This is a genomic window from Shewanella sp. 10N.286.52.B9 (assembly GCF_002873635.1).
GTDB lineage: Bacteria > Pseudomonadota > Gammaproteobacteria > Enterobacterales > Shewanellaceae > Shewanella.
Window position 1 is genome coordinate 64313 of sequence record NZ_MCTY01000091.1, and the last position, 13021, is coordinate 77333.

Here is a 13021-nt window from a genome sequence, read left to right on the forward strand (position 1 = left end):
AGGCTAGTGATCCTTATGGTAGTCATAACCGGAGACGATAGAGTCAACAGAGTTATGCTTAAAGCGTATGCCTGACCAAACCGCCATATAGATATGAATAACCACAAATATAATGAAAGCCCAGGTGACTATGTGATGCCAAATTCGTACTTGTGCTAACCCGCCCATTAAGGCCGTAAACCAAGCTGAAACTTCCCATATAGCGCCACCTAACCCTTGATGATAAACATTGGCATAAAGCACCAAGCCAGTGATACACATGAATAAAGCCGCAAATGATATGGCAACGTATGTCACAAACTGCAAAGGTCCGTATACGCCAGCTTTATCTAAGTGTCCCATCCAGATATAGGATTTAATTTGTGCTATCCAGCTCTTCAGGCTTAAAACATCTCTGATTGAACGTCGTTCAATGGCGCTTTTAGCAAAAAAGAACAAGTAAAAACGTACTATGGTGATACTGGTAAGTACAAAGCCAAACACGAGATGTACAAAGCGGATCCCGCCTTGAACCAAGACATCAGAAGATGCGGGCGCCACCAAAAATGGCCATGAAATGTAAAAACCAGTTACCACTAACATCAAAATAGACAGTGCTCTAAGCCAATGGAATATCCGTATGGCAGGTGAGAAGATGAGTTCTCTGCGATGGGTTGCAATTTGAGTCATAATCCTTTCCTCTTAGATCCGCAAACTTGCTAAAACCCGTTAGGATCGATGCGGAATTCACCTAAATCATTACCTTTATAATCCATTACGTGTACCGCGCAGGCCATACATGGATCAAACGAGTGAATAATTCGAATGACTTCCAGTGGTTTGGTTGGATCTTCAAGTTCAAGCCCAATCAGTGATGCTTCATAAGGGCCAACTTTACCGTCAGCATCGACAGGGCCAGAATTCCACGTGGTAGGAACAATAGCTTGGTAATTTTCTATCTTACCGCCCTTAATTCTGATCCAGTGACTGAGCATTCCACGCGGCGCTTCAATCATCGCATGGCCGATGTAATCGCGATCTGAATCTATTTCTGGTGTCACATAGGTAGATTCATCCGATTGCATATTGGTTAACATGGCATCAAAGGTTTTTAAGCCTTCTTCAGCCACAATCACGGTTTGCAGCATGCGCGCCGCGGTGCGGCCTAAGGTGGTGAATAATGCTTCTATAGGCAGGCCTGTTGCGGCGAGCAACCCATTAACACTATCAACAACTATCTTGTTGCCACGGGCATAGTTCACCAGTAAACAGGCTAACGGCCCAACTTCTACGGGTTCGCCCTGATATCGTGGGGATTTAACCCAAGAGTATTTTCCATCACCATCGACAGTCGGTAATTTGCCATACACGGTATCGCGCTCAACAAATCCGGTGTAATTTGGAATCGTTGTGCCGTCATAGGGGTGCTGGGCGGTTTTTGCGTCATACCATGAGTGGGTGACATCTTCTTTTATGGCATCGGGATCTAAATCGCTCACCCCGGCTAAATCTCCATTCATTATCACGCCTTGCTCAAACAGATATTGACCATCAGCTAAGATAAAGTCATCGGTGGCTAAAAAGTTTTTAACATTGACGCCGCCTAACACACTTGGCTCGCCACCAAAGGCGGCAGCTGCCATAACGATGTCGGCTTTATAAGCGCGGATAATAAAGTCATGGACGATAGCGTGTTTTTGTTTCCACTCTTGTAAACGTGCAGGACTTAGCATGTCTCTAACAGAGGTAACACCGCCAACTACAAGGGATTGCGGATGCGGCGACTTGCCGCCAAATATTGCTAGCATTTCAGCTGCTACACGCTGAACTTCTAACGCTTTAAGGTAATGGGATAGGGCAATGAGGTTTTGCTCTGGCGTGAACTTGTAGGTTTTATTGCCCCAATAGGCATTAGCAAAAGGCCCAAGCTTTCCGGTATCAACCAAGCCTTTGACTCTTTGCTGTACGGCGCGTAATTCACCTTCGCCAGTGGCGATAGGGTTTTCGGTGTATTTATTGGCTTCTTGGGCGGCTAATGCCGGATCGGCACTTAAGGCTGACACCACATCAACCCAATCTAAACCATGTAGATGATAGAAGTGCACAATGTGATCATGCATATACAAAGAGGTTTGCATTAACGAGCGTAAGTACTTTGCGTTGAGTGGGATTTTAACCCCTAAGGCATTTTCAACCGCTTCAGTACCGCAGCGATAATGAGAATAGGTACATACCCCACAAATACGTTGCACAATTAGGCCGACATCCATAGGAGTACGGCCTTTTAAAATGACTTCAATACCACGCCAAAGGGTAGAAGATGACCAGGCCTTTTGAATAACATTATTTTCATCAACTTCAACTTCAACACGTAAATGGCCTTCGATACGGGTGATAGGATCGATAACGACTCGTTTACTCATGGTTTATTCCTCTAGCGGCTTAGCAAAAAGACTAGTTACTGCGTGAGCACCTATGCCCACAACGGTCGCACCAAGAATGACGGTACCAATGGTATCGGCAGTGGCATCAATACCGTGGAGCAACTGTCTGCCTAATGGCTTTTCGAAATCCGCCATATCATCCCAAAAATTAGGTTCAGCGCAGCCAATACAGCCATGACCTGCAAGTACTGGCCAACTGGTATGATGATTAAAGCGTTCAGTGGGGCAGTTGTTGTAGGTATAAGGGCCTTTACAGCCCATTTTGTATAGGCAGTAGCCATCTTTAGCACCTTGATCGCCAAAGGTTTCTACAAATTCGCCAGCGTCAAAACGACCACGACGTTCACAGTTATCATGCACTCTAGCGCCGTATGCCCATTTAGGGCGATTAAACATATCTAACGCGGGCAGTTTTCCGAACATGATGAAATACATCAAGGTACCGACAATGTTCTTTTCACTAGGAGGACAACCGCCTAAATTAATCACCGGTTTATCAATAACCTCTTGCACACCTTTAGCACCAGTAGGGTTTGGGGCTGCAGCTTGTACGCCGCCAAATGCGGCGCAAGTTCCAACAGAAATAATTGCAGCCGCCCCAGCAGCTGCTTCTTTTACTATCTGCATTCCGGTATGGCCTTTACAGCCGACCGTTAAATAAGTGCCATTATTAGCCGTTGGTACAGCACCCTCTACCGCTAATAAGTAATTACCTTTATATGCCTCCATAGCATGCTCAAGGTTTTCTTCCGCTTGCCAACCGGCTGCAGCCATCAATGTTTCATGATATTCCAAAGAAATATGATCAAAGATGAGGCTGTCTAAATTAGGGCTGTCGGTTCTGATAAGGGATTCTGAACAACCGGTACATTCGGCCATATGCAGCCAAATCAGTGGTACTCGATCAGCAAGCTCAGCGGCTTCGGCAACTAGATTGGTGAAAGGCAGGGGCAATGCGAGTAGTGCGGTAACAGATGCACTCCAAGTCATAAACTCACGTCGGCTAATGCCATTTTTTATTAATTTATCTTTTAGGCTAACGCTGTGACGTGGTTGTAACTGCTGCAATTGCGCAATTCGTGTTTTACATCGTTGATATAAAGCTGCATGTGTATCCATCTGATAACCTTATCCATGTTGGAGGATCAAACTGCTTTATTAAATATAGATCTGTTAGGGATAGGTATATTGATACAGATCAAACATTGTTCGCTTATTGAACATGCATAAAAATAGAGTGTTTCGCTATTTGAACAAATAGTGAGCTGTTGAGTCTTGAAGTTTTTTGCGGGGATTGATAGCTGCTAAATAGAAGTCACTATGAAAGTAGAAGCTATTGGACGTACTTGTCTGATGTTGATTTTATTTACAGCAAAAGTGAATTTCAATTTCTAACTTTATGGCTGTTTAAAACCAGTAAAATCGCGCTGACTTATCTCAAATTCAACGCTCATTTCATCATAATTATTTAAGTTAACTGCCAGTCAATTGTTTCAATACCTGTGGCGGTACTAAGGTTGATAATTTCGCTAAACAAGCATTAGTACTTGGATCGCGATATTTAATTTTAAATTGGCATAATGTGTATAAATGCTGTGGATCATTACTGACTTCATAGGCTGTAGATAATGACTTCATCATGTCTACAGGATTGACTTTTTCTTGTGCCAGCCCCAATACCGTCCAATTTTGAGGGTTACTTGGTTCAACCTCAGTCGCTTGTTTAAATAACGCTATGGCTTGGGGTAATTGTTGCTGACGATAATAAGCCAACCCTGCGCTATAGCGTAATGAGCCCGCTTTCGGCTGATTTGTAATCCCTTGTTTTAATATCGCCATGGACGCTTGTTCTTTACCTAATTTTCGATACAAATCAGCAAGGTTGGCATAACTGCTGGCCAGTATTGGCTCAATAACAATAGCTTGTTTATACGCTTGTTCTGCTTTATCGAACTGTCTTTTAGCGAGGTAAACATTACCGCGGTTTAACCACGAAAAACCTCTATCGGCATTATAAGCTTGTATTTCGAGGTATTCTGTTAATGCAGGTTGCAGCAATTGCTGCTGCGCTGATGTCATATTCTCCCAGTTAGTGGCTAGGGCGCCTGCCGCTTCAGTTCTAATGGCATAAGCCGTATCTGTTAACAGTGGCGCAATTAACCGCCAACGATCGGCAAATTCAAATGCGGCAGAAGCAGAGATAGCCGTTGAGCGTATTTGCGCAGAAGGATCAGTGACAGCTTGCTCCATAGCACGATAACTTTGCTGACTAGGGAAGTTAGCCAATCTTGAGAACGCAGAGGCGCGAATGATTGCTGGTTGTAATGGGTTTAAAGCAATTTTCGTTAAAAGCTCACTACTATCTGGATCGTTAGTCGCTGCTTGATAGAAAGCTTCTGCATAACCAGGCTGTTGGCGGATAGTTGAATCTGGAAATTGTTTAATAACAGCTTCAGCTGCCCAAGTAGCTGATTTATCATTATGGCACTGGCTACAGACATTAGGCGTCCCCAATGTTATCGATAAATCAGGCCTTGGGACTTTAAAGCTATGATCAGCACGGGGGTCAACTTGCATATAAGTGGTTTTTGGCATATGACAGCTAACACATTGATCGGCTTCGCTACCTTGTTGATGCTGGCTGTGCTTGGCAGCACTATATTCACTGGGCAAATGACATTGAAAACAAATTGATTCAACTGGGGCTGTTAATTTATTGCTATGGGGATTATGACAATCACTGCATACAACACCCGCCATATGCATTTTAGATTGCTTAAAAGAGCCTAATACAAACACTTCATCATAAATTTGACCATCGGGATAATATAGGTTTTCATCAATATTGCTGAGCATATATTTGTCATAGAAATTGTTGATATGGTCATGTGCCTTATCATTGCTATCTGTAAGCTGTGAACGGCGACTATGACATTGACCGCAGGTTGCTAACTGCGCAGAACTTTTAATCTTGTTTGGCTGGAGGATTTTTTTACCTTGGGTGAATTCCCATGCGCCTACTTTTGGGGTTAAATCACGATCAAAGCCAAATTGGGCCAATGGCTGAGTTTGATCGCTTGTCCATTTAAGGTGATTACTGGCGGGACCATGACAGGCTTCGCAAGCTACGTTGATTTCTGACCAACTACTGTCAAAGCTATTGTCTGTTACGTTATAGTTTTTTTTGACATTGGTTGAGTGACAATCAGCGCACATGTAGTTCCAGTTTTGGCCTTTATTAGTCCAAAAGAACTCGTCGTAAGGATCCATTTCAGGATACAAATAAAACCAGCGTTGTCCGCCTTCATCTTTACTACGACTATCCCACGCAAAAGGGATTAATTGTATCGCACCGTTTTCAAATTCAACCATGTATTGTTGTAACGGTTCATAACCAAAGGTATAGCTAATTTTATAGTCGTTAAACTTGCCATCTGGGCCTTTAATATTGACCCAGTACTCACTTCCTTTCATAAAAAAGCGTGAGACTTCACCTTGGTAGTCAAATTGTTGATCGGTAAAGTTTGCTAGAACGATATCTGCAGTAGCCTGACCCATAGACATATCATGATGAGATCCTTGCCAATCGCTGTATTGTTGCTGGTGGCATTCAACACAGGTTTGGCTGCCACTAAACTCAGCGGTATAAGCAATAGCACTCGTAAATAAAATGCTAAAACTAAAAAAGGTGCTTAAGCTTAGTAAGCTAATACTAAATAGTGGCTTGAATTTCATATTAAATTTACGGATAAGGCTAATTAATTGTCATAGTAAAGTTAAATTAACAATTAGCCAACACTTAGCGTGTGACAATTTATGATTCGTTAATCATTTTCACTTTTGACTGGACGTTGCACGCAGCTTAAAGGCTTGATAATCGAATTGAGGTTTGATCTTACAACTCTATGGCAAAGTATTATTTTGTGATAAATGTAGCGTTAATTTAAATGGCGTAACTTGTTTTTTATATCAATTGCTCTACATTTTAATAAGAGAACGACTAGCGTTACCGCGTAAGTACACATAGATACGTTTAACTCATTGAAGACAGGATATAAGAGGCTTTTATGCTAGGTGAAAATCATTCCCTCAGAAACGAATTTCCAGATCACATAGATACGATTACTTCGCTTATTAGCAGCAATGTCGATTTTGCTGAAATAATGAAAAAATACGATGCGTTAGATAAACAAATTAGGGATCTTGAGATGCGAGACTCGCCCATCGCAGACGAATCCATCCATGAGTTAAAGCAGCAGCGTGTAGTAATGAAAGACGCCCTTTATCATCAAATTACTTTGGCAGAACAGGGCTAAAAGAATGTATTTAAGAAGCGGGCAATATCGATTAGATATTGCCCGTTTTTTTATTGCTTTAATAAAGGAGACAGCACGTCAAGTTTGCCATCAATGGGTTCACTAATAGATAAATTAAGTATGTGTGCAATTAAAGGGTAAACATGAATATTTTTAGCTAACTCAATTTCTGCTTGATGGTTAAAAGCCGGGCCGTTGGCATAAAAAATGGCATTCATATCCGGCATCACTTCAGCGTAGTAGCCATGTTTACCCTTAACGCCAGGTTTTGCATCACTGCTGGTAATGTAATGATCATGGGTGACCAAAATCGCATCACCAATGGCGGGATTAAAGTCATACTCAAGGTGCTTAGGTATCGACTCCTTTCTATAAAATGCTAAGCCATCGGTCGCAGCAACTAGTTTCTCAAGGGCAATTAAATCTTGGTCTTTATTATTGCCATGGGCGCGCACTAATGAAAAAGCGGCGTCATTAATAAAACTAAATCGAGATTTTAATGCCTCATCATCGGCAAACAGTTTGTCTGTGTAGATACGCTCAAAATCAGCAACCTGTGCCATACCGTGATCTGATGTGATGATAATATTAACCGCATAAGGTAGCGCATTTACTTGCTCAATTAAGCTAGCAATGACCTTATCAATGTAATTGACAGCATCATGGGTTTGCTGCGATAACGGCCCGTGATGATGACCTGCGCTATCGACATCTGAAAAGTATAATGTCACAAATTGCGGCCGCTGCGTTTCAGGTAATTTAAGCCATTCAATAACTTGCTCGACACGGGTTTCATTTGCGACTCTACCGTCATATCGTTTCCAATAAGTGGGTCTAAAACCCGCTATTTCAGCTTCGGAGCCGGGCCAGAAATACGTAGCTGATTTCATCCCTTGTTGGGCAGCTAAAGACCAAAGTGGAACGCCAGCGTAAAAACGGCCATCGGTGACGGCATCATGGTCGTTTAAAGCGTAATGGCGCCCTAATGTGGGGTTGTAGAAACGATTAGCAACAATACCATGATTACTGGGATAAAGACCGGTAACCAGTGTCAAATGGTTAGGGAAGGTGACTGTTGGAAATGACGGAGTTAATTGCGTTATTGTTGCGGCATTGCTGGCAAAGTTATTAAGAAACTTAGGCTGATGAACTTCATTGTAATCATGTCTATAACCATCAATAGAGATCAGTAACACATAGGGCTTATCATTGACATTATGGGGCTGATTTGACCCTAATGATGATGTTTCATCTGCCATGATATTATGGCTTAAAAAAACCAATGCGATAGTAATACTGCTACTAAGTTGTTTTAACCTTGCAAGGCTGTTGGATGCTAACCATTGACGCATTATTGCTTCCTTTATTATTGTATTTAGTCGAAGACAAAAATTACTTTGAACTCTTTTTATTATCTAATTTAGCCATCATAGTTAGTGTTGATGACAATCGTATGATGTGTCATAATTTGCAGGCTGATTAGTTAACAAGTATTTTAGTTAATTATCAATGCAATTAACTGAAATTAAAACAATAAAAAAGCGAAACATCCTGTTTCGCTTTTAAGTTGGTCACATTTTTAACCGATTATTTTACTGCTTGACTGGCTAACTCTGCTTTATGCTCTTCAGCTGTTAATGGAAAATAATGTCTCCAAGAACCTCTCAAGAAAATCCGCGTATCTTCAATTGCTATATAAAGACAAGGGATTAAACACAGTGTTACCACAGTAGCGAACAACACCCCAAACGCCAGTGATACGGCCATTGGTATCACCATTTGTGCCTGCATACTGGTCTCAGTCATGATTGGCACTAGACCAATAAAGGTCGTTAAAGAGGTCAACATAATCGCTCTAAAACGTCTGCAACCAGCGTTAATTACCGCATCATTGAGTTTAACCCCTTGTTTACGGGAATTATTCACATAATCCACCATCACTAGTGAGTCATTGACCACCACACCTGCAGCGGCAATAATCCCGAATACAGAAAGGGCACTTAAATCAATACCTAAAATGATATGGCCAAGCATTGAGCCAATGACACCAAATGGGATCACCGACATTATCATAAAGGGTTGCACGTATGACTTAAGCGGTATCGCTAATAAGCTGTAAATCACCAACATAGAGATAATAAAATCACGCATTTGGGTATCGGCACTATCAAGTTGCTCCTGAATACTGCCAGAAACCTCGCTTTGTACGCGTGGGTACTTTGCTAATAATTGCGGAATGAAATTATCACGAATATCTTTGGCGAGTTTAAATGGCTCAGCTTGTTCAGCATCAACCGCGGCCCATACATTAATTGTTCGGTTACCATTTTCACGGCGAATACTACTCACGCCTTGAACTACGTTTATATTAGCGACTTCAGACAGGGGTAATTCAGCACCTTGAGGCGTTTTAATCAACACCTCCTGAACGAGGGCGATAGAGTTACGTTGCTCTTCTGGGTAGCGTAGCATCACCTTGATTTCTTCGCCGTTACGGATAATCCGCTGTGCTTCAAGTCCGTAAAAGCTATTACCGACTTGTGAAGCAATATTGGCCAGGGTTAGGCCTAAACTGTGGGCTAAAGGTTTTAAGTCAAATTGCACTTCTTTGGCAGAGGATTGACGACTGTCATTAATGTCACTCACCCCTTTTAAAGTACCTAACTTTTCTTTTAACTCCTTCGATGCAGCAATTAATTGCGCTTCATCGTTACCCTCTAGTCGGAAACTAATATCACCATCATCCATGCCGCCACCAAATAAACTATCTTGGATGGTGAAAGATTTAACTCCTGGGATATTTGGCATCGCTTGGCGCCATAATTCAGCCACTTCAAAGGTATTGATAGGTCTTAATTCGGGGTCGACCAGTTTTGTCCTCACTTCTGCTTTTGTACGACCTTGAAGCTCAACTTGTAACTCAGCAATCATGCCTTGACCATATTGAGATTCAAGATCTTTCTCTACTGTGCGCAGGGCAGACTCAATGGCATGGGCGGCATTAAGGGTTGCGGTTTCAGCGGCATCGACATTCATTTCCAAGGTGATACGAGGAAAATCATGGGGGATTTTAGGCTGCCCAATAAAGCGTACTAAGCCGCTTATATAAAGGGCTGCGCAAATAACAATTAACATCACAAAGGTCGCAATAACTGAATAACGGTATTTTACTGCAGCAGTTAGACTAGGGCGGTAAACATTAGCAATAAAATTCGCTAGGTTTGTTTCAATTTTACCTTGAATAAAGTTAACGATATTTCTTAACCAATCTAACGGATTTTTAGAACCCGGTTGCACAACTTTAGGTTTTTTCATATGCGCTAAATGTGACGGTAAAATTAACTTTGATTCCACTAATGAAAAGATTAAGCACAAAATAACCACAAACCCAATGGCTTGACCAAAGGCTGATGAAGGGCCGTCATCTAAGGTGATCGGTAAAAAAGCTGCAATGGTGGTTAATACCCCAAAGGTTGCCGGCATGGCGACCCGTTTAACCCCGCGAATAACACTATCGATATTTTGACCGTTTTCTTCACATTCAGTATGGGCGCTTTCTCCCATCACAATGGCATCATCGACCACAATACCCAATACCAGTATGAAGGCGAATAAACTGATGACATTGATGGTGACATCAATAAAGCCCATTGGCATAAATAATAGCGTACCTAAGAAACACACGGGTAAGCCCATCATTACCCAAAACGCTAACCGCACTCGCAGAAATAACGCCAGCATGATAAAGACTAATAATGCGCCTGTTTTCATGCTATCGAGCATTAAATCTAAACGACCTTCAAGGTAGTAGGTCATATCAACCCAAGGCTCTAAGGTCACACCGTCTGGTAAAATAGCCTGTTTGTCAGTAACGTATTTTTTTAAAGTATCGGCAACATCGGTGATACTTTGGTTTTTAGCGGCGCCGACAAAAAAGGTGACTGCATTTTGGCCATTGAATTTCGAATATTGAATGCCTTCTTCAAAGCCATCGTTGACGGTCGCAACGTCTCCCAGTAATAAGTTAGTACCGTCATCCAAGGTTAATAAGGGTAAATCTTCAAACTCATATCCGACATACGCTTGGTTTTCTACTCGTAAGTTAATGTAGCCATTTTCAGCTTTAATTTGTCCCGCTGACATATTACGGGAATAACCACGTACAGCTTCTGCAACATCGTTAAAACTAAGACCAAATTCTCTGAGTCTGTCTTTACTGACTTCGACACTGATTTCGTAATTAAGTCCGCCATAGAATTCTGAAATATTTACATTAGGCAGTTGCATGATTTCTTGATGAATTTTTTCGCCTAAGTCTTTGAGTTGTCGTTGAGATAAGTCGCCATATAAACTTAAATACATCACTTCTTGGCGTATTTTTATGCGCTCAACTTTCGGAAACTCCATGCCTGCTGGGAATGTTGATACTGAGTCAATTTCTGATTTAACTTCATCCAATACAATTTGCGGATCGTATGAGTCTTCAATTCTGAAATAACCAGAGGCTTGGTTACGATTAGAATAGGTAATAACCCGCTGCAAGCCCTGAACCGTTTCTAAGGCTTGCTCTATTTTGACCGTAATGCCTTCTTCAACTTCTTGGGGCGCAGCGCCCGGATAAACGGCGCTGAACTCAATCCAGTTAATTTCAACTGCAGGGAAGAATTGCTTACGTATGGTGTTTGCTGTCAGTAAGCCACCAAGTAATATGATGATCATTAATAAGTTTGCCGCCACACTGTTGCGGGCAAACCAAGCAATCAAACCTTTATGGGTGTCTTCCATGATTATTCCTTATCTTTGATGGCGATTGCTGATTTAATAATGTCGTCACCTTCAATAGCATCTTGCTGGAGAATCTTATCTTCAGGTAACTTTACTGACATGCCTTCAATAGGGTAATCAAGTGCCGAGGTAATAATATTCATCCCATCTTCTAAACCACTTGAAATAATCACGTTACTGCCGTCTTGGCGAATAATATTAACGGGTAAATAACGCAGTTTCATTTCTGCATCCATGACCGCAACTAAACCGTTTACAATCAGGTGGCGGGGAATAATTGCAACGCTGCCAGCTTGTGTGCCACCAATATGTGCTGTGACATAGGTGCCAAAGCGTAATTCTTTATGGTTACCTTTAAGTGCATAAGGGTCATTTATTTCAGCGACTAAATAAGTCATACGACTCTTACTATCAATCACACCTTCGCTGCGGACAATCGTGCCTTGCCATTGCTGTTTTTCACCGGCGAAGTTACCCACCAAACTTACTTCAGCATTAGCGCCTTTTCTGTCTAGATATTGCATTTCTTTATCTGCAAGTGGCAAACGTACTTCAGCAATTTCAGTGTTATACAAGGTGCCAATTGATGCGCCATTGCCAACATAAGTGCCTAAGCCAATATTACGACTGGCGATTAACGAATCATAAGGTGCTTTAATCACTGAACGTTCTAAATTACGTTGGGCACGATGTAAGCCGGCTTCAGCACTTTTCAACTTAGCGATTTCTTTGGCTAATTGAGGTTTACGTAAACTTAAATCGCTAGGTTTACTATCGGTAATCTCAGCCCATTCACGTTCGGCTACTGCTGCAGTGGCTTTTTCTAGCACTAGGTTTGATTTAGCTGATGCCAGTTCAGCTTGTGCATCAAGTAATGCTGATTCGTAATCACTTGGATCTATTTTGGCGAGTATCTGGCCTTTTTTGACGAAGCCTCCTTTTACAAAGGCTTCTGCAAGGTAGGTGATTTCACCATTCACTTGTGCCACTAATTCAGTTTGATACTTAGGGTTAACAACCCCATAAGAGCTAACCGTAAATGTCATTGGCTTATATTCAATGCTTTGTACTGATACAAGCGGGGTCGTGTCTACTGGTGGTTTTTCTTCGGGTGGTTGCTTCATGGCAACTAACGCCGCTGTTATGGCAATGCCAGAACCTATAATTAAGAAAGGAAATACTTTTTGCATTGTGGTCGCCACGGGACATCCTTTTTGAAGAGATAACACAAACCTTTCGCGCTTGTGTGCAAATGAGTTATCGACATTATATGGAGATGTTAATAAAACTGTTAACTGTAAGTGGTAACAATGTGTAATTTAATGTTTCAAATGTTTCGAGACTGACAGTTTACTTATTACCTATAGCGACAATTGTGCATATAAAGTCCCATTTTTTGATAGTGATTCATAACGTTAAACGAGCTTGTCACATAAGTATTGGCAAGGTTGTAAATGTATACACCGGGTTTAAATGTGAGGCTGGTAAGGAAAAAAA

The 13021-nt window shown here is 41.7% G+C and carries 8 protein-coding genes; 1 reads left to right on the plus strand and 7 read right to left on the minus strand.

All coding sequences use genetic code 11. The annotated features are described in order from the left end of the window. Window positions 1-3 precede the first annotated feature (3 nt). From cybH to BCU91_RS06450, 4 genes are all read right to left on the minus strand, one after another. The gene (cybH, locus tag BCU91_RS06435; RefSeq protein ID WP_076540932.1) at window positions 4-669 is read right to left on the minus strand and encodes a Ni/Fe-hydrogenase, b-type cytochrome subunit; all 666 of its coding nucleotides are present in this window, start codon (window positions 667-669) and stop codon (window positions 4-6) included. A gap of 29 nt (window positions 670-698) precedes the next feature. Next, on the minus strand, window positions 699-2402 hold the full coding sequence (gene hyaB / locus BCU91_RS06440) for a nickel-dependent hydrogenase large subunit (protein WP_102435476.1): 1704 nt from the start codon (window positions 2400-2402) through the stop codon (window positions 699-701). Between the two features lie 3 nt (window positions 2403-2405). After that, a complete protein-coding gene (gene hyaA, locus BCU91_RS06445; protein WP_102435474.1) occupies window positions 2406-3542 on the minus strand; it encodes a nickel-dependent hydrogenase small subunit in 1137 nt (378 codons plus the stop codon). Window positions 3543-3896: 354 nt separating this feature from the next. Continuing rightward, a complete protein-coding gene (locus BCU91_RS06450; RefSeq protein WP_102531138.1) occupies window positions 3897-6158 on the minus strand; it encodes a tetratricopeptide repeat protein in 2262 nt (753 codons plus the stop codon). Window positions 6159-6490: 332 nt separating this feature from the next. Here BCU91_RS06450 and BCU91_RS06455 point away from each other — a divergent pair, with 332 nt between their 5' ends. After that, window positions 6491-6739 carry a YdcH family protein gene (locus BCU91_RS06455; RefSeq protein ID WP_102476762.1) on the plus strand — a complete coding sequence of 83 codons (249 nt, stop codon included), beginning with the start codon at window positions 6491-6493 and terminating at the stop codon, window positions 6737-6739. Between the two features lie 50 nt (window positions 6740-6789). Here BCU91_RS06455 and BCU91_RS06460 read toward each other — a convergent pair whose 3' ends face one another. The 3 genes from BCU91_RS06460 to BCU91_RS06470 all read right to left on the minus strand — a co-directional run bounded on the left by BCU91_RS06460 (window position 6790) and on the right by BCU91_RS06470 (window position 12726). Next, window positions 6790-8091, minus strand: a complete 1302-nt coding sequence (locus BCU91_RS06460) for an ectonucleotide pyrophosphatase/phosphodiesterase (RefSeq protein WP_102531139.1) — start codon at window positions 8089-8091, stop codon at window positions 6790-6792. A 235-nt stretch (window positions 8092-8326) separates the two neighbouring features. After that, window positions 8327-11524 (minus strand): efflux RND transporter permease subunit, encoded by a 3198-nt coding sequence (locus BCU91_RS06465; RefSeq protein ID WP_102531140.1) that lies wholly within the window; start codon window positions 11522-11524, stop codon window positions 8327-8329. Between the two features lie 2 nt (window positions 11525-11526). Continuing rightward, window positions 11527-12726 (minus strand): efflux RND transporter periplasmic adaptor subunit, encoded by a 1200-nt coding sequence (locus BCU91_RS06470; RefSeq protein WP_102435464.1) that lies wholly within the window; start codon window positions 12724-12726, stop codon window positions 11527-11529. Window positions 12727-13021 lie beyond the last annotated feature (295 nt).

Bases quoted from the DNA above. Each gene is read 5' to 3' on its own strand.
- cybH (WP_076540932.1), bottom strand. From the start codon at position 669: ATGACTCAAATTGCAACCCATCGCAGAGAACTCATCTTCTCACCTGCC.
- hyaB (WP_102435476.1), bottom strand. From the start codon at position 2,402: ATGAGTAAACGAGTCGTTATCGATCCTATCACCCGTATCGAAGGCCAT.
- hyaA (WP_102435474.1), bottom strand. From the start codon at position 3,542: ATGGATACACATGCAGCTTTATATCAACGATGTAAAACACGAATTGCG.
- BCU91_RS06450 (WP_102531138.1), bottom strand. From the start codon at position 6,158: ATGAAATTCAAGCCACTATTTAGTATTAGCTTACTAAGCTTAAGCACC.
- BCU91_RS06455 (WP_102476762.1), top strand. From the start codon at position 6,491: ATGCTAGGTGAAAATCATTCCCTCAGAAACGAATTTCCAGATCACATA.
- BCU91_RS06460 (WP_102531139.1), bottom strand. From the start codon at position 8,091: ATGCGTCAATGGTTAGCATCCAACAGCCTTGCAAGGTTAAAACAACTT.
- BCU91_RS06465 (WP_102531140.1), bottom strand. From the start codon at position 11,524: ATGGAAGACACCCATAAAGGTTTGATTGCTTGGTTTGCCCGCAACAGT.